The following is a 21,553-nucleotide window of genomic DNA, read 5'->3' as shown; positions in this document are numbered from 1 at the left end:
CTGGCTCATCAGTACTCCAGGAGTGCGGTCAACGGGACATCGGTCAGGAGGGAGCGGCCGCCCAGCGCGGGCAGCTCGATCAGCACGAGCGCGCCGGCGACCTCGGCTCCGGCGTGCTCGAACAGGCGGGCGGAGGCGCGCAGCGTGCCACCCGTGGCGAGGACGTCGTCGAGCAGCAGCACCCGCGAGCCCGCGGGCACGGCGTCGGCGTGGATCTCGACGGTGGCCTCGCCGTACTCGAGCGAGTAGGACTCCGCCAATGTCGCGGCGGGCAGCTTGCCTGCCTTGCGCACGGGCACGAGGCCGATCTTCAGCGCCTCGGCCACGAGCGGAGCGAGCAGGAATCCGCGCGCCTCGATGCCGGCGACGGCGTCGAGCGGACCGAAGGCACGAGCCGCGTCGACGAGGGCCGTCACGGTGGCGGAGAGGCCTTCGGCATCGGCGAGCAGCGGGGTGATGTCGCGGAAGGTGACCCCGGGCTCGGGCCAGTCCTCGATCGCGCGGATCAGCCGGCCTGCGACTTCGGTGAAGTCGCTCATGCCTGGGGGCCCTCGATCTCGGCCACGGCGGCGCGTGCCACGGTGATGACGACACCGGGCGAGACCTCGAGGCCGACGGTGTCCTCCTCGAGCTCACGGATCGTGCCGTGGATCCCGCTGCTGATCATGACGCGCGAGCCGATCTGCAGCGCGTTCTGCATCTCGCGCAGCGCGGCGAACTGCTTCTGGCGGGCGCGCATGGGCCGGACGATCAGGATGAAGAAGACGAGTGCCAGCAGGGCGAGGGGCAGCAGTTCTTCGAACGTCACCGAAGGGAGTCTAGTCGGCGGCGTCGAACGGCAGTCGCCCGGCGTCGACGCCTGCGGGCGCAGTCAGACCGAGGTGGCGCCACGCCGCCGCCGTGGCGATCCGGCCCCGCGGGGTGCGGGCCAGGAAGCCCAGGCGGACCAGGAACGGCTCGGCCAGCTCCTCGACGGTCTCGCGCTCCTCGGAGACCGCGACGGCCAGCGTGGCCACGCCCACCGGTCCCCCACCGAAGTTGCGGCACAGCGCGTCCAGGACGGCGCGGTCGAGGCGATCGAGGCCCAGGTCGTCGACCTCGTACAGGTCGAGCGCGGCCTTCGCGACGGTGTGGTCGACCGATCCGTCGGCCCGCACCTCGGCGTAGTCGCGGACCCGGCGCAGCAGTCGGTTGGCGATGCGGGGCGTGCCCCGCGAGCGCGACCCGATCTCGGCGGACGCATCGGCGCTGACGCTCAGGTCGAGCAGGTCGGCCGAGCGCCGCACGATGCGGTCGAGATCGGCGGGCTCGTAGTAGTCGAGCTGGGCCGTGAAGCCGAAGCGGTCGCGCAGCGGGCCGGGCAGCAGACCGGCGCGCGTCGTGGCGCCGACGACCGTGAACGGCGGGATCTGCAGCGGGATGGCAGTGGCGCCGGGTCCCTTGCCGACGACGACGTCGACGCGGAAGTCCTCCATCGCCATGTACAGCAGCTCCTCGGCCGGCCTGGACATGCGGTGGATCTCGTCGATGAACAGGACGTCGCCCTCGTTGATGCCCGAGAGGATCGCCGCGAGGTCACCCGCGTGCTGGATGGCCGGGCCGCTGGTGAGCCGCAACGGCGCCGAGAGCTGGTTCGCGATGATCATCGCGATCGTGGTCTTGCCGAGCCCGGGAGGACCCGAGAGCAGGACATGATCGGGCGTTCGTCCGCGCGCGACGGCCGCGTCCAGGACGAGCGCGAGCTGCTCACGGACGCGCTCCTGCCCGACCAGCTCGTCGAGCGTTCGCGGCCGGAGCGCCTGCTCGAAGGCGCTGTCCTCGGGCTGGACCGCCTCGGCCACGATCGACTCGAAGTCGGATCCGTCGTAGTCGTCCATGCTCACCGTCCTCGGTCCATCGAGCGCAGCGCATCGCGCAGCACGGTGGAGATGTCGGGGTCGTCGCCCACGCCGTCGGCGACGCGATCGATCGCGGCATCGGCGTCCTTGGCCGACCAGCCCAACCCGACGAGGGCCTCGTGGACCTGGTCGCGCCACGGGGCGGCCGTGGCGGGCGCGCTGGCGGACACGATCTTGCCGACCCGGTCCTTGAGCTCGACGACGATCCGCTCGGCGCCCTTGCGACCGATCCCGGGGACCTTGGTCAGCGTGGCGTGGTCGGAGGACGCGATCGCGGACCTGAGCCGATCGGGCGGCAGGACGGCGAGCATCGCCTGGGCGACCTTCGGCCCGACCCCGCTGGCGGTCTGGACCAGCTCGAACATGTCGCGCTCCTCGGCGTCGGCGAACCCGTAGACCGTCATCGAGTCCTCACGGACGACCAGCGACGTCCACAGGGTCACCTCCTGGCCGAGGCGGACACCGGCGACCGTGGAGGGCGTGCACATCACGTGGTAGCCGACTCCGCCGAGGTCGAGCACGACAGCATTGAGCGTGACGGCCGCGACGGTGCCGCGCAGGTGCGCGATCATCGGCGACCTGCCGCGGCGACGGCCTCGGCCAGGCGGTTCTGGGCTCCGCCGCGCCAGACGTGACAGATCGCCAGCGCCAGCGCGTCGGCGGCGTCCGCCGGCTTGGGCGGGGTGTCGAGACGCAGCAGGCGGGTGACCATCGCGGTGACCTGGGCCTTGTCGGCCCGACCGCTGCCGGTGACGGCGGCCTTCACCTCGGACGGGGTGTGCAGGTGCACCTCGATGCCATGGCGCGCGGCGACCAGCATCGCGATCCCGCTGGCCTGGGCCGTGCCCATCGCCGTGCTGACGTTCTGCTGGCTGAAGACGCGCTCGACTGCGACGACATCGGGGCGCAGGCGCACCACGAGCTCGTCGAGGGCCCGCTCGAGCCTCAGCAGGCGGCGCGCGAGGTCGAGATCGGCGGGCGTGCGCACGACGCCGACGTCCACGAGGGACAGCGGGCGGCCCACCGAGCCCTCGACGACACCCACGCCGCACCGGGTCAACCCGGGGTCGACTCCGAGCACACGAAGTGAACGCATGTTCGATACCTTATGCGTTCGTCCGGGCGGTCCACGAGTCGCCACGCCGACCGCTCAGCCGGTGAGCCTGGCGTCCGGCGTCCGCTCGATCTCGTCGCCCAGCTCGTCGGCGATGCGCCGCGCGCGGACGCGTCCGGCCACCAGGGTGCGGTGCATCGGGACCTGGGACCCGTCGCGTCGCAGCTCCACCGGGTACCGCGCGAGCAGCAGCCACCCGACCACCAGCAGGACGGGCAGGAACGCCAGCGCCCACCAGCGCTCGGTCTTGACCAGCACCGGAGTGAGCAGCACGAGCAGCAGCACGGTGGCAGCCACCAGCAGCGGCCCGAAGCCACCGGACTCGTCACCGTCGCCGACGACGAGGTCTCCCCCGTCGCCGCGGACCACCGGACGCCGGACCGACACGGTCCACCCGACGCCGTCGGGGGTGCGGACACGACGCTGCATGGCGACACCCTATGTGTGACGCATGGGGTGGGCGAGGTGGTGGTCGTGGAGGTGACCGTGGGATTTCATGTTGTGGTGTTTGCGGCAGAGGCTTCGGAGGTTGCTGCCTGAGGTTTCGCCGCCGGAGTCGTAGGCGAGTTCGTGGTCCTGGTCGGTTTCGTGGGCTGGGGCTCGGCAGCCCATGACGCGGCAGGTGCCGTCTCGCCACCTGATCGCTTGTCTCAGTGCTTCGGTGGGGCGGTAGCCGAGGACGGTGGTGTCGAGGACTTCGCCTTTCGGGCTGAGGACGAGTCTGCGGAAGATGGTGTGTTCGCTGGCGGCGAGTTCGCGGACCCATTCGGAGCCGATCGGCTCGCCGTCGAGCGTCATGCCCGGACCGTCGGTGTAGCCGATGAGGTCGGTGGCGTGGATGCTGATCGCGATCTCGGCACGGATGTCGGTGGAGGTGCCTTCGCAGGACGTGAGCCAGTGCGCGAGCAGGTCGGCCTGCTTCTGGTCGCGGGTGCGGCGGTCCTTCTCGCCCGTCTCGGGATCGATCTTGGGCAGGGCCTTCGCGGCGCGACGCAGGCGGTTGCCGGCCGCGATCGCGACCGGGGTCGGCAGCAGCGCGGCGAGCCATGAGGTGCCGTCGTCGTTGTGCCGGATCGACACCCGACGGTGCTCCACGGCGTTCTCGCGCTCCTCGCGCGTCTGCTCCGGCTCGAGCCGAGCGCGCAGCCGCCGCAGCCAGGCGCGGAGCTCGGCGACGGTGTGAGTCGCCGCGTATGCCGGCGCCGACTCGTCCAACTCCGTAAGCGCAGAGGCGGTCTTGAGTTGTTCTGCCGTCCGGGCGATCGATGCCACCCGGGCGCCGTCGATGTCGCCCTCGCGGAACGCCGCCCACACCGACGGGGTCTTCTCGCGCAGGACATCGGTCTCGCTGATGATCGCCCACACCGTGCTCTCCGAGACATGCAACGCCTGTGCCAGATCCAGCGTCACCTCACGCCGCGCCAGTTCCTTGCCCAACGGCATCTCGTCCGTCCGGTCGATCTCCGCCACCATCTTCGCGTGGTACCTCGCGACGAACTTCCACTCCTCGAACTCCGCCATCGCGCGGGCACGACGCACCGTGTCACCCGTCGTGATCGCCCGGTTCAGGTCCATGCCACCCAACATAGTGGGCGACACCGACAAGCCCCCGACAGTCCACAGGACGATCTCGACACGCGCCCCGCCGCTCGCCAGCTACCCGCTCGCCGGCACGGGGAATCAGCTCAGAGCTCGGCCATGACGTCGTCGGGTGCGTCGAAGTTGGCGTAGACGTTCTGGACGTCGTCGCAGTCCTCGAGCGCGTCGATCAGCTTGATCACCTTGGCGGCGCCGTCGGCGTCGACCTCGACGTTCACGCTGGGCACGAAGCTGGCGTCGGCCGAGTCGTAGTCGAGCCCGGCCTCCTGCAGTGCCGTGCGGACCGCGACGAGCTCGCCCGGCTCGCAGACGACCTCGAAGCTGCCGTCGAGGTCGTTGACCTCTTCGGCTCCGGCGTCCAGGACGGCCATCAGCACGTCGTCCTCGTTGGTCGGGCCGCCCTCCTGCTCGGCGGGCACGATGATGACGCCCTTGCGACCGAACATGTACGAGACCGACCCCGGGTCGGCCATCGTGCCGCCGTTGCGGGTCATCGCGGTGCGGACCTCCATCGCGGCCCGGTTCTTGTTGTCCGTCAGGCACTCGATCAGGAAGGCCACGCCGCCCGGGCCGTAGCCCTCGTACATGATCGTCGTGTAGTCCGCGCCGCCGCCCTCGGCTCCACCGCCACGCTTGACGGCGCGGTCGATGTTGTCGTTGGGGACCGACTGCTTCTTGGCCTTCTGGATCGCGTCGTAGAGCGTCGGGTTGCCATCGGGGTCAGGTCCACCCGTGCGCGCCGCGACCTCGATGTTCTTGATCAGCTTGGCGAACAGCTTGCCGCGCTTCGCATCGATCGCGGCCTTCTTGTGCTTGGTGGTTGCCCATTTGGAGTGGCCCGACATGAGAGTCCTTTGTCTAGTCCTGGCTCTGCTTCACGAGGTCGACGAACAGTCCGTGCACGCGATCGTCGTCTCCGACCTCAGGATGGAACGACGTCGCCATGAGCGGTCCCTGCCGCACGGCGACGATTCTACCGTCGGCGTCTCCCCCACGAACGCGCGCGAGCACCTCGACGCCCTCGCCGATCTCCTCGACCCAGGGCGCACGGATGAAGACGGCGTGCACGCCGTCGTCCAGCCCGGCGTAGTCAAGGTCGGTCTCGAAGGAGTCGACCTGGCGACCGAAGGCATTGCGGCGCACGGTGATGTCGAGTCCACCGACGGTCTCCTGGCCGTCGATCCCGTCGCGGATCCGATCGGCCAGCATGATCATCCCCGCGCACGTGCCGAACGTGGGCATCCCCTCGTGGACCCGCTTGCGCAACGGCTCGAGCAGGTCGAACGTCCGCGCCAGCTTGTACATCGTGGTGGACTCGCCGCCGGGCAGGATGAAGCCGTCGCAACGCTCGAGCTCCTCGGGACGGCGGACGCCGAACGCGTCGACGCCGAGCCGGTTGAGCGCCTGCACGTGCTCGCGCACGTCGCCCTGGAGGGCGAACACACCGATGGAAGTCACCCGGAGAGTTTAGACCCGGGGTCCGACCCGGTTGATCGCGCTCAGTTGATCGTGAACTGGATCGTGCGCTCGGAGACCATCCGAGCGGACGAGTTGCCCGTGACGCGCAAGTACAACGTGTAGTTGCCGGGCTCGGCCAGCGCCGACGTCCACCCGATCGGAACGGTCCACTTGACCGGAGTCGAGCCCGAGGTGGGCACGGCCGGGCTGACGTCGGCCGTGCGCCACGTCCCGCACCCGCTGAAGATCGGGTATCCCGACCCGTCCCAGCAGCGGTTGATGAGGAAGTTGATGCGCTGGAGCCGGTACTCGACACGGTAGATGCCATCACTGTCGGCCGCGGTGCCGCATGGGGCGGTACGGCCGCACTGCGACTGCGTCGCCGCCATGGCCGCCGTGGGCGAGGAGTATGTCGTCCCGTTCACGGGCGCAGTGAACGTGATCGACGGCGGAAGGTTCACCGCGCCGCACTGCAGCGCTCCAGTGGACGTGATGGAGACGGTCGTGTTGCGCGTCGAGGCCGAGAGCCACGGGGTGGTCGCGCTGCCCTTGAGCTCGGAGCGTCCCGTGACCTGGTAGTTGCCCGGCGCGGCCGACGTGCCGCCGACCATCGTCTTGGTGAGCTGGGTCGTGACAGGCGTGTCGAGGGCTCCGGGCGGAGAGGTGCGGAGCACCGGCGTGCTGGGCAGCGGCTGTCCGACCGGCGCGACGAACCACAGCTGGTTGTAGCGCGGCGAGGCGACGAGCGTGCGCAGGGTGACGGAGTTGCCGCCGGCATCGTTCGTGCACACCGAGGAGCCCCAGTCGAAGATCCGCACCTGGTGCGCGTGCATCTGGCCGGCCTCGAACGTCGCGGGGTCGGTGAACCACGCCTCGGTCGTCGGGACGGGACTGAGGGAGCCGACCGCCAATCCGGCCGCGGCGATCGCCACCGCTCCGGTTCCGGCCGCCCGACGACGCGTGCCGCCGGAGCCACGGAAGAGTGCCGCGGCGAGGAAGGCGACGGCGATTCCCGCGACGAAGAGCGCCCAAGGGCTGGCCATCCAGTTCGCCACGTACCCGAGGTACGGGATGTCGAGGAAGACCCGGTCGACCTCGCTCGCCACGTAGGCGTGCGCGTCGGGCGCGGCATTCGCGTCGCCCTTGAGGGTGAAGCTCACTTCGGATCCCGCGGCCTCGCCCACCTCGACCACGCGGTGCGTGACCCGGATCCCGTTCGCACCGTCGACGGAGATGACGTCACCGACCTCCACCTCCGTGGCGTCCACCGTCTTGGCCAATCCGAGTGCGCCTGCGGGGATCTCGGGGCCCATCGAGCTGGAGCGGAAGATCAACGGCTGGACACCGGCCACCACGGTGGCCAGTCCCAGCAGGAGCGAGGCTGCACCGAGCACCGCGGTCACCCACAGCACACTGTTGCCGGCGACGGCGAGCGCTCGTCCGAGGCGTGCGCGGCTCACGGTGCGCCGACCTGTTTGCCCGTCAGGTTGACCTCGATCGTCGTCGACCTGCCCTGATAGGTGTTGGGGGCCGTGCCGAGGAACGCTGCCAGGATGCACACCTGCATCTCGGCGCCGGGGTCCAGGCGGATCGCCGCATTCTCGGGAGTGACGGGCCGAGGTGTCGTCGACAGCGGGTGGGCGTTCCACCACGTAGCGCTGCCGCCCGAGCAGGTCCCGGTGCGGTTGACCGCGTCGCGAGTGCCGGTGTTGCCGGCCGTGCCGCCGCGCACGGTCGTCGCCGTCAGGTAGGGCGACATGCCGTCGGTCCTCGAGGCCCCAGTCCCCGTGAAGGTCAGCGGCGTCGTGCCGATGTTGCGCAGGTGCAGCTCCATCGCCACGGACTCACCGGGCGACACGTTGTCGAGCTGGAGCACGGAGTAGTTCCAGTCCTGGTCCAGGCCGACGGCGGACCACTCGACCACACCCGTCTGGGGGTTGCGGCCACCCAACTGCAGGTCGAGGCTTCCCGCCTCGATCTTCCCGGTGCGGAACGTGGCGGTGTCGGCCCAGTACGCGGCGGTGCCGACGGCCGCGAAGCCCAGCACCAGACCGAGCGAGAGGAGCAGGCGGACCGGCACCGACGTCACCGCTCGCCACGCCGTACGCAACCGCGCTCGAGGGGTGGTCGTCGTGGTCTCAGGCATGCTCGTGTTCCCTTTCGCGCCGCCCTGCCGCGAGGAACGCAGCACCGGCGGTGATGGCCAGGACGGCCATCCATATCAGTATGACGGGTGTCTCGGACCCCGTACTCGGCAAGTGGTCCGCGCCGCCCTCGGTGCGATCGCGCCCGTCATCGGAGTCGTGGATGCCGTCCGAGTCGCTCGGGTCATCGGACGGTGTGGGCTCGGTCGGCCGGTCCGTCGGTGGGTCCGTCGGTGTCGATCCACCGGGCTCGGGATCGATGCTGGCGGCGGCATCGGCCAGCCGGACCCTCAGCATGACGTCGAGCGCGGCGGACTGGGAGGCGTTCGAGGACGCCGGGTCGAAGGCGGCCTCGACGTCCACCCGGACCTGCTCGCCGGGGGTGATGCTGGCGGCCGTGAGCTCGGGCGAGGGGTGCCCGTTGACGAGCGGGAACCACTGGCCGCCGGCGCGGGCGCGAAGCGAGACGTGCTTGCCTGCCAGGAGGTGGTCACCGTCGCCGGACAGCACGGCTGCGGACAGGACGGCGTTCGTGTCGGCCTGGTTCCGCACGTAGAACGAGACGGTGTGGGAGTCGCCGGGAACCCAGACGACATCGGGGTCGAACAGGGAGTCCTCGAGGGTGTCGGCCCAGTGCGTGCCATCGAGGCTGAGGCCGATCTGGTCGGCCGCGGAGGCAGGAGTGACTCCCACGAGGACGAGACCGAGCGCGAGGACGGTCGCGACCAACCGCCTCATCTCAGTCCTCCTCACGTGTGCGGCGAGCGGGCCGAACCCGCTCGCGAAGTGCGCCGCCGAACATCCAGGCGGCATACAGGGCCAGTCCCCCGGCGACGACGTAGACCGCCGAGTTCCGCTGGTCCTGACCGATCGCGTTGCTCATCCATCCCAACTTGGGGACGGCGTACCAGAGCGTTCCCCTGATCTGCACCGGTTTGACCGGGGCACGATCGACGACGTCGTTCGCGTCGCCCTTCGTGATGAACTGGCGTTCGCCGTCGGAGCCGTAGGCCACCGACACCACACGGTGCGTGACGACAGCGCGCTCGCCGGACGCCAGCTGGTAGGTGATGACCGTTCCGACGCCGATCTGGTCGGCGGGCGTCGGCCTGACCACCACGAGCGTGCCGGGCGGGTACTCGGGCTCCATCGAGCTGGTGAGAATCGTGTAGGGCGTGGCGCCCCCGATCCTCGGGATCAGCACCCCGACCGCGATCGCGGAGGTGGCCACGAGGATGACGACCCAGGCGAGCACCTGGCCGACCCAACCCAGCGCGGCGTGGCGCTTCCGGTCGGTCGTCATCGTCATCCTCGTGGACCTCTACTCATCGATGGTCGATTGCTGGCTCAGCTCAGGGAGTCGCGTCGACCTGCGTGACGGTGATGGCACCGTCCGACAGGGTCAGCACGTCACCCTGCGAGTCGTTCGTCGCCGCGTCGAAGTCGAAGTCGACCGCGACGGTGGCGGCGAGCGTCTGGCCGTTGTGGGCGCTCGTGAGACGGTCGCTGGTGAGCGCGACGCCGTTCACGGTGTAGTTCTCGTCGACCGTGACGCCGGCAGCCGTGGCCAGGTCGCCGCTGCCCTGGAGGCCGGAGAAGTCCACGTCGGCACGCAGGTTCTTGCCGGTCGCCGAGACGGTCCACGTGCCGGTGAAGAGGAGCTCGTCGCCGGGGACGACGCGCAGCGTGGCCTGGTCGGTCACGGCCTCGCCGTTCAGGGTCCACGAACCGGCATTGACCGGCGTCAGGGACAGCGTTCCCGCGTTGATCGAACCGGCCGCGACGTCGCCGTCGGCGGACCAGTAGGCGAGCGAGCCCGCGCCACCCAGCAGCAGGACGGCGGCAGCTCCGGCGGCGACGGCGCCCTTGGTGGACTTCTTCATGTGCTTCTCCTCATGTTGGCTGACCGACCATCGATCAGATACTTCATCTATGTAACGACGGATTGGCGAAAAAATGATGCCGAATCCCGTAAGAATCTTGGATTTATGACGCAAGTCACGACTGATCAGTGACATAGGTCCCATTCTTTGGGACATAGGTCCCACTCCAGTCGGGGGGACCGGGCGCAGCGGCCTGCGAACGCGTCGTTCACGCGTCGGGCAGAACCTCAAAGGTAACATTCGTCACAGCAGTCGCACTAATTCGCAGGCGAGATCACCGCCGCGCACGTGAAATCGTTGAAGAAGGCGCTCCGCGTCACGCGGTAGGCGCGATAGCTGGAGGACCGCCAGGTCTGCTGGATCCCGTCGGGGCCGATGAGGGCCGAGTACACCCGGAAGTGGTACGTCGTGGCCGAGAACCAGCCGCCCACCGAGCCCGAACTGAAGGTGAAGCTGTTCGACCCGGTCGGCGCCACGGTCTCCTGCAACTCGGGACTGGAGAAGTCGGCGTTGTCGTCGATCTCGTAGTAGTACCCATGGCGCGCGTTGTCGTCCGACCACGTGACGTTCGCCGACAGGGACAGGAACGGCTTGCTGCAGGAGATGCTCGACGGCCGCGCGGGCAGGGCGCCGGCGCCCAACCCGCCCGTCGTCATGGCGGGCGAGTCGCTGAACGCCGCCGTCGTCGGCTGGGTCGAGCTCGACGTCGAGACGAGGCCGACGGACACGAGGACCGCACTGACCATCACCGCTCGCCGAGCCGGACCGTGCGTCCCACCCTCGTCCTCGTCCCCGCCCCGGTCCCCGCCCGGACGGCGGAACCCCAGATACAGCAACCCCGCGACGACGAGCCCGCCGACGAACATGCCGTTCGGAGAACCGGCGACATTGACCAGGTAGCCCGCCTTCGGCACCGAGAAGCCGACCCGCTCGACCTCCGAGACCCGATACGCCTGCTGGTCCGGGGACTGGTTCGCGTCGCCCTTCAACTGCAGGATCGCGTCGCCGTCGTCCTGGCGGTCCACCTTCGTGACGCGGTGGGTGATGCGGGTACCACGGTCGTTGATGACGCTCACGATGTCACCGCGCGTCAGATCCGCGGCCGGGACGGTCGTGGCGAACGCCAGGTCGCCCGCGTCGATCGCCGGCTCCATCGAGCCCGAGGTGAACACCAGCGGCGTCAGGCCGAACGCGAACATCACGCCCGTCCACACGAGGCAGAACACGCCCAGCGCGGCACCGATCCACAAGATCGCCTCGCGCAGCCGTCGCCTCACAGCAGCTGCGACGCGGTCAGGTTGAACGTCGCGGTCGCGGTCGTGCTCTGCGCGGCGTTGCTCGCGGTGGACGGGAGGGTGACGCGGATGCAGAGGTTCTTGCTGAACGTCGAGCCGCCGAGGTTCACGGGGGTCGCGGTCGGGATTACGGTCTGCGCCGTCGGTCCGAGCGTGACGTTGCTCGAGAGCTGGGTGCCGCCGCAGGTGTTGCTGCGCAGCCCGTTCGTGTTGGTGGCCTGGGTACCGGCCGTGCCCTCGAACACGCTCCACTGCAGGTGGCCGGCCAGGCCGCCGGCGGACGTGGCCGTCGCGCTGAGCGCGAATCCGGCGGTGCTCGCCTGGCGCTGGACGGGGACGGTGAAAGCGAAGCTCTCGCCGGGAAGCATGGCGGACGCGGCCATGGCCGTGCGCGTGACGGCGCCACCCTGCCCGGCCAGCTGGCCGTCGACGAGCAGGTCGAGTGAGCCGGACTGGATCGTCCCGCTGGTCAGCTGGGCCTCGTCGGTCCAGTAGGCGAGCGTGTTGACACTCGTCAGCCCCAGCGCGATCCCCAACCCCAGGACCGCGCGGGTGCGCCGCGACGCCACCAGGGCGACGAGTCGAGCGGGGGTGGGGCGTCTGCGCATGTGCGTTCTCGTTCCTTCTCATCCGGATGACTGTGTCCGGTACACATCCAACGACGGAACACGGGGCCCATGGGGCTGAATGTGAAGGAAACGTGAGTTTGAGACGGAAGTCACGACTGATTGATGACATGACGCTAGTCAGTTGTGACCATGCCCCTGGTACGAAAGAACGCCCCCGGTCGGAACCGGGGGCGTTCTGTGCGGTGCTTGCTGGAAGGTCACCAACCGCGCGTCTCGAGGCGGTGCGGCTCGGGGATGTCGTCGACGTTGATGCCGACCATCGCCTCGCCGAGCCCTCGCGAGACCTTCGCGATGACGTCGGGGTCGTCGTGGAACGTCGTCGCCTTGACGATCGCGGCGGCGCGCTGCGCGGGGTTGCCCGACTTGAAGATGCCCGAGCCGACGAACACGCCTTCGGCGCCCAGCTGCATCATCATCGCGGCGTCGGCCGGGGTGGCGATGCCGCCGGCGGTGAACAGCACGACCGGGAGCTTGCCGGCCGCGGCGACCTCGGCGACCAGCTCGTACGGGGCCTGCAGCTCCTTGGCGGCGACGTACAGCTCGTCCTCGGCCAGCGTCTGCAGGCGGCGGATCTGGGCGCGGATCTTGCGCATGTGGCCCGTCGCGTTCGAGACGTCGCCGGTGCCGGCCTCGCCCTTGGAACGGATCATGGCCGCGCCCTCGGTGATGCGGCGCAGCGCCTCACCCAGGTTGGTCGCGCCACACACGAACGGCACGGTGAAGGCCCACTTGTCGATGTGGTTCTCGTAGTCGGCCGGCGTCAGCACCTCGGACTCGTCGACGTAGTCGACGCCCAGGCTCTGCAGGACTCGCGCTTCGGTGAAGTGGCCGATGCGGGCCTTGGCCATGACGGGGATCGAGACGGCCTCGATGATGCCGTCGATCAGGTCGGGGTCGCTCATGCGAGCCACACCGCCCTGGGCGCGGATGTCCGCGGGGACGCGCTCGAGCGCCATCACGGCGACGGCGCCGGCGTCCTCGGCGATCTTGGCCTGCTCGGCGTCGACGACGTCCATGATGACGCCGCCCTTCAGCATCTCGGCCATGCCGCGCTTGACCCGCGCGCTGCCGGTCGTGGACGGGTCGGTGGTGGTGTTCTCGGTGCTCACCCCCCAAGTCTACGAGCCAGGGCGAGCCGCCCAACCCCGGTCCATGACGGCGAGACGCACTGGGTGGAAACCGCCCACGCGCCCCCGTCTTCACCTACGTTCGAGCACACACCCGTCCGACTCGCATCGAGGACCGCCATGTCGCCTGTCGCCACGCCCCGCCCGTGGGCCCGGATCCCCGTGGTCCTCGCCCTGGCGCTGGCCGCACTCGTCGCCCCGGGCCTGAGTGGGTCGGCGCACGCGGCGACCACGACACTCGAGGTGCACGTCCTCGACGCCACCTCGGGCGCCGCCCTCGACGGCGCCGAGGTCTCGGTCTTCGCCACCGACCCGACCGCGGACCCCGACGCCACCGCCATGGCGACGGCCGTCACCACGGGCGACGTCGCGACCCTCGACGTCGAGGAGGGCGAGTACTGGGTGCGCGCCTCCCGGGCGGGCTACCTGCCGGACGTCTTCCAGGACCTCTTCACGGGCACTCGCTGGTCCACCACCTTCCACCTCGAGCGCGACCCCACGGCGGTCGGCACCCTCACGGGGCGCGTCCTGGACGAGGCGGGCGAACCGCTCTCGAACGACCGGGGTCACGTCGAGATCCACGGCGTCGCGCTCGGCCCGGACTCCCCCGACGTGCTGACCGTGCACACCAACGGGATCGGGCGGTACACCGCCGCGCTGCCCGTCGGCCAGTACCGCGTGCGGGCCTCGGACGACGACGAGGTCCTGCAGCCCGCCTGGATCGGCGGCGCCTCGTGGCAGACCGCTCGCACGATCACCGTGTCGGCCGGGACCACCAGCACGGTGCCCGATATCTCGTTGCGTCCCGGTCCCTCCGTGTCCGGCCGGATCACCGACACCAGCGGGGCACCGATCCAGCACGCGCGGGTCGAGCTGTCCGCCGGTGGCGAGGTCGTCGCCTCCGGACGGACCTCGCGCAGCGGCGCCTACGTGATCGCGAACCTCGCTCCGGGCACCTACACGGCCTACATCCACGACGAGTACGGCGACTACCTCGGTGAGTGGTACGACGACGCGCCGACCGCCGCGGCGGCGCGACCGATCCAGGTCGGCCCGGGCGACGTCGTCCTGAACGCCTCGCTGACGCCGGCCCCCGTCGTCGACGAGCCGGGCCGGCTGACGGGGCTGGTCACCGACACGTCGGGGGTTCCCGTTCGCGCGGCCTACGTCACGGCCTACCGGCGCGTGGTCGTCGACGGCCGGCCCCGGTGGCAGTTCCCCCAGAGCGTCCTGACGAACCGCAGCGGCCGCTACACGTTCCTCGACCTCGGTCCGGGCAGCTACACCGTGAGGGTCACGGACGAGGAGGGATCCGAGTTCGAGCCGCAGTGGTACCGCGGCCAGTACGACGAGCGTGCCGCGAACGAGATCGTCGTCCCGGCCGACGGGTCGGTCACCGCCGGGACGATGGCCGTGGTCCACCTCGCGACCATCTCGGGCCGGGTCTCGCGACCCAGCACGCCCGGCCTGAGCGACCAGTGGGCGTGGGTCCAGCTGTTCGACGCCGACGGGAGGCAGGTCGACGAGGCCGAGGTCGCCGGGAACGGGACGTACCGCTTCCGTGGCGTCCGGGCCGGTGACCACACGGTGCGTGCGGGCGGCGTCCAGGACATCGACCTCGGCGGCGACGAGCACGCCACGCTCGACCTGATCGGCCAGTGGTGGCGCAACGCGTACGCGCCGGGAGCCGCGACGAAGCTGCGTGTGACGTCCGGGAGTCGGCTGACCGGCATCGACCTCGCGCTGAGCGCGACGCTCACCAGCGTGGGTCGCCCGACGCTGGGCGGCACCGGGGCGCTCGGCACGACGCTGGCCGCCTCCCCCGGCGCATGGAACCGACTCGCCGGCACGGACTTCGCGTACCGGTGGACCCGCAACGGGGCGCCGATCGCGGGGGCCACATCGGCGCGGTACCGGACGACGACAGCCGACCTGGGCCGCTCGATCGCCGTGCGCGTCACCGCCTCGGACCGCTACGACGCACTCGCCGCCGGTACGGCCACATCGGCGGCGAAGGTCGTCAAGGGCAGCGCCGGGCTGGCCGTCTCGGCCAAGGGCGGCAAGCGCTCCGCCACCTTGCGGGTCCGCCTCCTGCTGGCCGGTGTGCCGGCGAAGGCCAGCGCAGGCGTCGTGCGCGTGTACGACGGATCGAAGCCCAAGCGGACCATGCGGATCCGCGCAGGCCAGGGCACCGCCACGATCCGCGGACTCTCGAAGGGCCGTCACACGTTCCGCGTCACGTTCACCGGGTCGGGCACGCACACCGCGGCGACCGTGACCAAGCGGGTGCGCGTCAGGTGACGGCGTCCGCCTGGCGCTTGACCATGGCCATCCGCTGCCCGACCGTCACGAGGCTCGCGGCGGCCAGCGCCCAGAGCGTGATGTGCTGCAGGATCGGCAGGTCGAACAGGCCGGACAGGCCCGTCATGACGAGGATGGACACGAGCCGGTCGGAGCGCTCGGCGATGCCACCCTTGGCCTCCATGCCCAGGGACTCCGCGCGGGCGCGGATGTACGACGTCAGCGCCCCCAGGACGAGGCACGCCAGCGACAGGCACAGGTAGACCTCGGAGTCGCCCTCCCACGCGTACCAGAGCGCGATGCCTCCGAAGACGGCCGCGTCGCCGATCCGGTCGAGGGTCGAGTCCAGGAAGGCGCCGTACTTCGAGGGCTTCCCGATCTTGCGCGCCATCGTGCCGTCGACGATGTCGCTGAACACGAACGCCGTGATGAACAGCGTGCCCCAGAAGAAGATGCCCTGCGGAAAGAAGAACAACGCACCGAACGAGACGCCGATCGTGCCGACCCACGTGACCATGTTGGGCGTCACGCCGATCTTGAGCAGGCCGTCGGCGACCGGCGAGAACAGCTTGTTCCAGAAGGCTCGGAACCGTTCGAGCATCAGGCGGTCCTCTCCCACGCGCCGCGCAACAGCTCGGCGGACTCGGCGATGGTCTGCGGGAGCGCCTTGGTGCGCCCGACCACGGTCATGAAGTTCGCGTCGCCGCCCCAGCGCGGGACGACGTGCTGGTGCAGGTGCTGCGAGATCGAGCCGCCCGCGGACGACCCCAGGTTGAGCCCCACGTTGAAGCCGTGCGGCGAGCTGACCTCGCCGATCGCGCGGATCGCCTGCTGGGTCAGCAGCGTCAGCTCGGTCGACTCCTCGAGCGAGAGCTCGGTGAGCCCCGACTCGTGCCGGTTCGGCAGCACCATCAGGTGCCCGGGGTTGTACGGGTACAGGTTCATCGCCACGAAGCAGTGCTCGCCGCGCACGACGATCAGGTCGGTCTGCCGCTCCCCCGCGACCATCGCGCAGAACGGGCAGCCCTCGTCGTTGCCTGCCTCGCGCACGTAGGCCATCCGGTACGGGGCCCAGAGCCGCTCGAGGCCGTCCGGGTCGGCCATCAGACCTGCACCCGCTCGCGCACCGCCGCCACGATCTTGGCGACCGCGTCGTCGAGCGACACGCCGTTCTCCTGCTCGCCGTTGCGGTAACGGAACGACACGGCGCCGGCCTCGACGTCCTTGTCGCCCACCAGCACCATGAACGGCACCTTCTGCGTCTGGGCGTTGCGGATCTTCTTCTGCATGCGCTCGTCGGAGTCGTCGACCTCGAAGCGGATGCCCTCGGCCCTGAGCCGCACTGCCAGCCGCTCGAGGTACTCGACGTGGCGCTCGGCCACGGGGATGCCGACGGCCTGGACCGGGGCAAGCCACGGAGGGAAGGCGCCGGCGTAGTGCTCCACCAGCACGCCCATGAACCGCTCGATCGAGCCGAACTTGGCCGAGTGGATCATCACCGGCTGCTGGCGGGTGCCGTCGGCCGCGACGTACTCGAGGTTGAACCGGTCCGTGGACGGCATGTTGAAGTCGTACTGCACGGTGCCCATCTGCCACGTGCGGCCGATCGCGTCGCGCGCCTGCACCGACACCTTGGGACCGTAGTACGCGGCACCGCCGGGATCGGGCACGAGCTCGAGGCCGGTCGCGGTGGCGACCTCCTCCAGCACCTTGGTGGCGTTCTCCCAGTCCTCGTCCGAGCCGATGAACTTGTCCTTGGACGCGTCGCGGGTCGACAGCTCGAGGTAGTAGTCGTCCATGCCGAAGTCGTCGAGCAGGCTCAGCATGAAGTTCAGCAGGTGCGCCACCTCGGCGGGTGCCTGCTCGGGCGTGACGTAGGAGTGCGAGTCGTCCTGGGCGAAGCCACGCACGCGGGTCAGGCCGTGGATGACGCCCGACTTCTCGTTGCGGTAGACGTGACCGAACTCGAACAGCCGCAGCGGCAGCTCGCGGTACGAGCGCTGTCGCGACCGGTAGATCAGGTTGTGCATCGGGCAGTTCATCGCCTTGAGGCGGTAGTCGCCGCCGTCGATCTCGAGCGCCGGGAACATCCCCTCGCCGTAGTGCGGCAGGTGGCCTGACGTGTAGAACAGGCCCTCCTTGGCGATGTGCGGCGTGCCGACGTACTCGAAGCCCTCCTCGATGTGCCGCTGGCGGACGTAGTCCTCCATCGCGCGCTTGATGACGCCACCGCGCGGGTGGAACACCGGCAGGCCCGAGCCGATCTCGTCGGGGAAGCTGTAGAGGTCGAGCTCGGTGCCCAGGCGGCGGTGGTCGCGGCGCTGGGCCTCCTCGATGCGGTGCAGGTGCGCCTCGAGGTCCTCCTTGGTCGCCCAGGCGGTGCCGTAGATGCGCTGCAGCTGCTTGTTCTTCTCGTCACCGCGCCAGTAGGCCGCTGCCGAGCGCATCAGCGTGAACGCCGGGATGCGCTTCGTGGTGGGCAGGTGCGGGCCGCGGCACAGGTCCTTCCACGCCAGCGAGCCGTCGCGCTTGAGGTTGTCGTAGATGCTCAGGCCGCCCTCGCCGACCTCGACGCTGGCGCCCTCGGCAGCACCGCCGGCGGTGGACTTCAGGCCGATCAGCTCGAGCTTGTAGGGCTCGTCGGCCAGCTCGGTGCGGGCCTCGTCGTCGCTGATCTCGCGTCGGCTGAACTTCTGGCCCTCCTTGATGATCTTCTTCATCCGCGACTCGATCTTCGCGAGGTCCTCGGGCGTGAAGGGAACCTCGACGTCGAAGTCGTAGTAGAAGCCGTCCGTGATCGGCGGGCCGATGCCGAGCTTCGCGTCCGGGAACAGCTCCTGCACCGCCTGGGCCATCACGTGGGCCGTCGAGTGGCGCAGGATGTCGAGGCCGTCGGGGGACTCCATCTCGACGGGCTCGACCTCGTCGCCGTCGGCGAGCTCGCGCGAGAGGTCGACCAGGTCGCCGCCCACGCGGGCGGCGATGACCTGCGGGTCGTCGGCGAACAGCTGCCACACCCGAGTCCCGGGGTCGACCTCCTGCTGCGCTCCGGCAACGGTGACGGACAGGCTCATGTGTTCCCCTTCGACGTGGCGACCCCTACGGCTGGGCAGCGCTCTTGACCTCACACTACCGAGGTCGTCGTTTCGCCACGATGACCGTCCCCGCACGCCTAGGATGGGCGGACTTTGCCCATCTCGGAAAGGCGCCCCATGCGTCGCACACTCCTCGGCCTGCTGGCCGCCGTCCTCGTTGCCTCCGGCTCGACCCTCGTCGCGACTCCCGCGCAGGCCGCCTCGAAGCCCGTCACCATCAAGAAGCTCTCCACCCGGTGGATCGACTGGAACGGCTCCGCCGTCGTGAAGCCGAACGTGAAGAAGGCCAAGAAGGTCAAGGTCCTCACGAAGGCCATGACGGTTCGCCAAGGCGGCAAGGTCGTGCGCAAGAACCGCAGCGCCGTCCGGCTCAGGCCCGGCACCTACCGCCTGACGACGAAGGTCACCTACACGTTCGAGGGCAAGAAGGGCGCCGTCACCCGCACGCAGCAGCTCGTCGTGAAGCAGGGCCGCTGCGCGACCCGGTCCGACGTTCGCGGCCTCGTGTCCGACCCCATGTTCGTGCCCGAGGTCGTCGGCGACACGGTGGCCACGGTCTCGGCGAAGCTGCACTCGCGCGGCTCGGGTCAGAAGTACACGACCGATGAGATGCGGACCGTCGTCGAGGCGCTGAAGATCCTGCTGCGTGGCCAGAAGATCCCGGGTCTGATCGCCGAGCTGAACAAGATGCTGGCCGAGATCGACGCACTGGAGGCTCGCGGCATCACGACCATGGAGGACCGCATGTACCGCGGCTGCGGCAAGAACAGGGAGGTGCCCACGACCTTCGCCAACGGTGAGCTGATGCGTGCCGGGAACGACGTCGAGTTCTTCCTCGCCATGGAGTCTGCACAGTCCGCGCAGCCCCTCGCGGCCGCGGCCGTGGCCGCACTGCTCGACTGACCGCTCAGCGCTGGCCCGGGCGCCGAGAGGCGTCCGGGTGCTCGAGCAGGTCGTCGCCCAGCAGGTGGCAGGCCAGCAGCGCCAGCTCGAGGTCGACGCGCCGCTCCCCCAGCCGCTCGTCGAGGTCGGCGGCGATCCGCTCGATCCGGTACTTGACCGTGTTGCGGTGAACCTGCAGTGCCTCGGCGGTGGCCTGGAAGCTGCGGTCGTTCTCGAGCCACGTGCCGAGGGTCTCGCGCGCCCGGGCCGCGGCCGGCGTGACCGCGCCCAAGGGGCCGAGGACGTCACGGACCCAGCGGTTCAGCGCGCCCGGCTGTTGCAGCAGCATCGAGATCAGCGCGATGCCGCGGTCACCGTAGCCCACGACCTGGTCGATCCGGTCCGTCGCGGCCAGCGCCAGCTCGAACGTGTCCCGGGCCTGCGCGTGCGTGCGCCGGAAGCCGTCGATGCCCGACTCCGGCAGTCCGACCGCGGCGCCGATCTCGGGGAACTTGGCCAGCACGTCGCAGACCTGGCGGCCGATCGACTCGGGTCGCAGGCCGCGGCCGATCCACAGCCACGCCGTCGTGCGGTCGATGGCCGAGAACAGCGGCGGGGTCCCCGTGCCGACCGTGGCCTCCAACTCGCGACTGATGCGCTCCATCGCGACGAGCGCGTCGGTGATGCCGTCCTCGTCCCGTGACCACAGCACCAGGCCGACGTGGTGCTGGTCGAACAGGTACCCGGTCTCGGCCTCGAAGTCGGGGACCGAGGTGTTCACGCCGCGAAGCAGGCCCTGGAGCATCGCCGAGGCCACGTTTCCGGACGTGGTGGCCCAGCGGCCGCGCTCGTCCTCGTACCGGTCGAGCAGGTGCAGGCAGATCCAGTCGATGTACTGGTGGACGTCGTCGGCGATGACCTTCAGCGCCCGCAGCGTCAGCGTGCGATCGGCGTCGATCTGCTCGGCCTCGTCGAGCACCACGGTCATCAGGTACTCCTGCCCCATCTGGTAGGCCCGGACGAGCGAGTACGAGGGCACGCCACGCTGCGCCAGCCGCAGCGCGTACTCCACGGCGGCCGTGGGCGCCTGGATCCGGTCGACCGGGATCGCGTTGATCAACAGGTGCACGATCGTGTTGATGTTGCTGTCGACGCTGGCGTCCAGCAGGTCGATGAGCGGCTGGTCCAGGTCGAGGTCGCTGATCGAGCGGATCTTGTCCGTCAGGACGCGCGTGAGGATCGGCTGCTGCTCGGAGAGCCGCTGGCCCAGCGTCGCCACCAGCTGGCGCACCTCGGTGGTGTCAGGTCCTCCCCCGAGGTGCGTGTCGTTCATGCGCTGATGGTCCCGGCGATCCCCGCACCGCGCAAGGCCCTCCGGGCGGCCAGGTGGCCGCACATGCCGTGGGCCCCGGCGCCGGGCGGCGTCGCCGCGGAGCACAGCCACGTCCCGGCCACGCCCGTCGCATACGGGTCGAGGCCGAGCCGGGGCCGGAAGATCAGCTGGCGAGGCGTGTTGGCCCCGGTCACGATGTCGCCCCCGACGTAGTTCGCGTTGTCGCGGACGATCTGCTCGGTCGACCGGACCGACATGCCCACGATGCGCTCGCGCACACCGGGGGCGAAGCGCTCGATCTGGGCCAGGATCGCCTCGGTCGCGTCGCCGGCGTACCCCGAAGGGACGTGCGCGTACGCGTCGATGGGATGGATGTCGCCCGCCCGTCGACCGGGATCGGCCTGCGACTGCTGGCCCAGCAGGATGAACGGGCGCTCGGGCATCCGGCCGCGCCAGATCTGTCGCTCGGCCGAGACGATCTCGGCGATCGACCCGCCCAGGTGCACCGTGCCGGCACGACGCGTGTCCTCGTGGGTCCACGGGATGCCGCCCTGGACGGCGAGGGCGATCTGGAACGCGCCCGGCCCGTACCGGTAGCGGCGGTAGGCACGCGCGACGTGACCGGGGAGGGCGTCGCCGAGGATGTCGGCCGCCGCACCGGGCGTCGTGTCGAGCATGACGATGTCCGCCGCGCCGAGCTGCTCGCGCGAGGTCACCCGGACCCCCGTGGTGATCGTCCCCCCGAGCGCCTCGAGCTGCGCGGCGATCGCGCGGGTGATCGCGGCGGTCCCGCCC

24 protein-coding genes are annotated in these 21,553 nt (G+C 70.1%); 2 read left to right on the top strand and 22 right to left on the bottom strand.

Features of this window, described 5'->3' with window-relative positions:
* Positions 1 to 8: 8 nt before the first annotated feature.
* The 17 genes from RT323_RS10035 to pdxS form a co-directional block, all read right to left on the bottom strand.
* Complete coding sequence (locus tag RT323_RS10035; protein WP_313407779.1) at positions 9 to 539, bottom strand: adenine phosphoribosyltransferase; 531 nt, start codon at positions 537 to 539, stop codon at positions 9 to 11.
* Positions 536 to 808, bottom strand: a complete 273-nt coding sequence (gene yajC, locus RT323_RS10030) for a preprotein translocase subunit YajC (protein ID WP_313407776.1) — start codon at positions 806 to 808, stop codon at positions 536 to 538. Before yajC ends, RT323_RS10035 begins: the two co-directional genes overlap by 4 nt.
* Before the next feature lie 10 nt (positions 809 to 818).
* Positions 819 to 1,877: a Holliday junction branch migration DNA helicase RuvB gene (gene ruvB / locus RT323_RS10025; protein WP_313407774.1), complete on the bottom strand. Its 1,059-nt coding sequence runs from the start codon at positions 1,875 to 1,877 to the stop codon at positions 819 to 821.
* Positions 1,878 to 1,879: 2 nt separating this feature from the next.
* Positions 1,880 to 2,470: a Holliday junction branch migration protein RuvA gene (ruvA, locus tag RT323_RS10020; RefSeq protein WP_313407772.1), complete on the bottom strand. Its 591-nt coding sequence runs from the start codon at positions 2,468 to 2,470 to the stop codon at positions 1,880 to 1,882.
* A complete protein-coding gene (gene ruvC / locus RT323_RS10015) occupies positions 2,467 to 2,994 on the bottom strand; it encodes a crossover junction endodeoxyribonuclease RuvC (RefSeq protein ID WP_313407769.1) in 528 nt (175 codons plus the stop codon). The genes ruvA and ruvC overlap by 4 nt, the downstream gene beginning before the upstream one ends.
* A gap of 54 nt (positions 2,995 to 3,048) precedes the next feature.
* Positions 3,049 to 3,441, bottom strand: coding sequence for a hypothetical protein (locus tag RT323_RS10010; RefSeq protein WP_313407766.1), 393 nt, complete (start codon positions 3,439 to 3,441; stop codon positions 3,049 to 3,051).
* Positions 3,442 to 3,450: 9 nt separating this feature from the next.
* On the bottom strand, positions 3,451 to 4,587 hold the full coding sequence (locus RT323_RS10005) for a DUF222 domain-containing protein (protein WP_313407764.1): 1,137 nt from the start codon (positions 4,585 to 4,587) through the stop codon (positions 3,451 to 3,453).
* 110 nt (positions 4,588 to 4,697) lie between these two features.
* Complete coding sequence (locus RT323_RS10000) at positions 4,698 to 5,456, bottom strand: YebC/PmpR family DNA-binding transcriptional regulator (RefSeq protein ID WP_313407761.1); 759 nt, start codon at positions 5,454 to 5,456, stop codon at positions 4,698 to 4,700.
* Between the two features lie 13 nt (positions 5,457 to 5,469).
* Positions 5,470 to 6,069 carry a pyridoxal 5'-phosphate synthase glutaminase subunit PdxT gene (gene pdxT / locus RT323_RS09995; protein WP_313407758.1) on the bottom strand — a complete coding sequence of 200 codons (600 nt, stop codon included), beginning with the start codon at positions 6,067 to 6,069 and terminating at the stop codon, positions 5,470 to 5,472.
* Between the two features lie 41 nt (positions 6,070 to 6,110).
* Positions 6,111 to 7,529, bottom strand: coding sequence for a signal peptidase I (locus RT323_RS09990; RefSeq protein ID WP_313407756.1), 1,419 nt, complete (start codon positions 7,527 to 7,529; stop codon positions 6,111 to 6,113).
* Positions 7,526 to 8,215: a SipW-dependent-type signal peptide-containing protein gene (locus RT323_RS09985; protein WP_313407753.1), complete on the bottom strand. Its 690-nt coding sequence runs from the start codon at positions 8,213 to 8,215 to the stop codon at positions 7,526 to 7,528. The genes RT323_RS09990 and RT323_RS09985 overlap by 4 nt, the downstream gene beginning before the upstream one ends.
* Entirely contained in the window at positions 8,208 to 8,951 is a 744-nt protein-coding gene (locus RT323_RS09980) for an LPXTG cell wall anchor domain-containing protein (protein ID WP_313407750.1), read from the bottom strand. Before RT323_RS09980 ends, RT323_RS09985 begins: the two co-directional genes overlap by 8 nt.
* Before the next feature lies 1 nt (position 8,952).
* Positions 8,953 to 9,516: a signal peptidase I gene (locus RT323_RS09975; protein WP_313407747.1), complete on the bottom strand. Its 564-nt coding sequence runs from the start codon at positions 9,514 to 9,516 to the stop codon at positions 8,953 to 8,955.
* Between the two features lie 49 nt (positions 9,517 to 9,565).
* On the bottom strand, positions 9,566 to 10,096 hold the full coding sequence (locus RT323_RS09970; RefSeq protein ID WP_313407746.1) for an alternate-type signal peptide domain-containing protein: 531 nt from the start codon (positions 10,094 to 10,096) through the stop codon (positions 9,566 to 9,568).
* 257 nt (positions 10,097 to 10,353) lie between these two features.
* The gene (locus tag RT323_RS09965; RefSeq protein WP_313407743.1) at positions 10,354 to 11,373 is read right to left on the bottom strand and encodes a signal peptidase I; all 1,020 of its coding nucleotides are present in this window, start codon (positions 11,371 to 11,373) and stop codon (positions 10,354 to 10,356) included.
* Positions 11,370 to 11,999, bottom strand: coding sequence for a SipW-dependent-type signal peptide-containing protein (locus RT323_RS09960; RefSeq protein WP_313407741.1), 630 nt, complete (start codon positions 11,997 to 11,999; stop codon positions 11,370 to 11,372). Before RT323_RS09960 ends, RT323_RS09965 begins: the two co-directional genes overlap by 4 nt.
* 218 nt (positions 12,000 to 12,217) lie before the next feature.
* The gene (gene pdxS / locus RT323_RS09955) at positions 12,218 to 13,129 is read right to left on the bottom strand and encodes a pyridoxal 5'-phosphate synthase lyase subunit PdxS (RefSeq protein ID WP_313407739.1); all 912 of its coding nucleotides are present in this window, start codon (positions 13,127 to 13,129) and stop codon (positions 12,218 to 12,220) included.
* Between the two features lie 138 nt (positions 13,130 to 13,267).
* Between pdxS and RT323_RS09950 the strand changes: the two genes are divergently transcribed.
* Positions 13,268 to 15,448, top strand: coding sequence for a carboxypeptidase regulatory-like domain-containing protein (locus RT323_RS09950; RefSeq protein WP_313407738.1), 2,181 nt, complete (start codon positions 13,268 to 13,270; stop codon positions 15,446 to 15,448).
* On the opposite strand, the gene pgsA is transcribed toward RT323_RS09950, so the two are convergent.
* Genes pgsA through thrS form a run of 3 tightly spaced genes read right to left on the bottom strand, consistent with a single transcriptional unit; the run spans position 15,441 to position 18,522 of the window.
* Positions 15,441 to 16,049: a phosphatidylinositol phosphate synthase gene (gene pgsA / locus RT323_RS09945; RefSeq protein ID WP_313407735.1), complete on the bottom strand. Its 609-nt coding sequence runs from the start codon at positions 16,047 to 16,049 to the stop codon at positions 15,441 to 15,443. The genes RT323_RS09950 and pgsA overlap by 8 nt on opposite strands.
* Positions 16,049 to 16,552 (bottom strand): HIT domain-containing protein, encoded by a 504-nt coding sequence (locus tag RT323_RS09940; protein ID WP_313407733.1) that lies wholly within the window; start codon positions 16,550 to 16,552, stop codon positions 16,049 to 16,051. The genes pgsA and RT323_RS09940 overlap by 1 nt, the downstream gene beginning before the upstream one ends.
* On the bottom strand, positions 16,552 to 18,522 hold the full coding sequence (gene thrS / locus RT323_RS09935; RefSeq protein ID WP_313407731.1) for a threonine--tRNA ligase: 1,971 nt from the start codon (positions 18,520 to 18,522) through the stop codon (positions 16,552 to 16,554). Before thrS ends, RT323_RS09940 begins: the two co-directional genes overlap by 1 nt.
* A 138-nt stretch (positions 18,523 to 18,660) precedes the next feature.
* On the opposite strand from thrS, the gene RT323_RS09930 reads away from it, so the two are divergent.
* Entirely contained in the window at positions 18,661 to 19,446 is a 786-nt protein-coding gene (locus tag RT323_RS09930) for a hypothetical protein (RefSeq protein ID WP_313407729.1), read from the top strand.
* 4 nt (positions 19,447 to 19,450) lie between these two features.
* Here RT323_RS09930 and RT323_RS09925 read toward each other — a convergent pair whose 3' ends face one another.
* Together RT323_RS09925 and RT323_RS09920 are read right to left on the bottom strand one after the other, a co-directional pair.
* The gene (locus RT323_RS09925; RefSeq protein WP_313407727.1) at positions 19,451 to 20,758 is read right to left on the bottom strand and encodes a helix-turn-helix domain-containing protein; all 1,308 of its coding nucleotides are present in this window, start codon (positions 20,756 to 20,758) and stop codon (positions 19,451 to 19,453) included.
* Positions 20,755 to 21,553 (bottom strand): phytoene desaturase family protein (locus RT323_RS09920; RefSeq protein WP_396172234.1); only part of this gene is annotated, 799 nt, incomplete at its 5' end. The genes RT323_RS09920 and RT323_RS09925, both read right to left, overlap by 4 nt.

It is taken from the genome of Aeromicrobium sp. (assembly GCF_032084975.1).
GTDB lineage: Bacteria > Actinomycetota > Actinomycetes > Propionibacteriales > Nocardioidaceae > Aeromicrobium.
The sequence above is the reverse complement of the archived record's forward strand: the minus strand, read 5'-3'. Positions and strand labels throughout refer to the sequence as shown.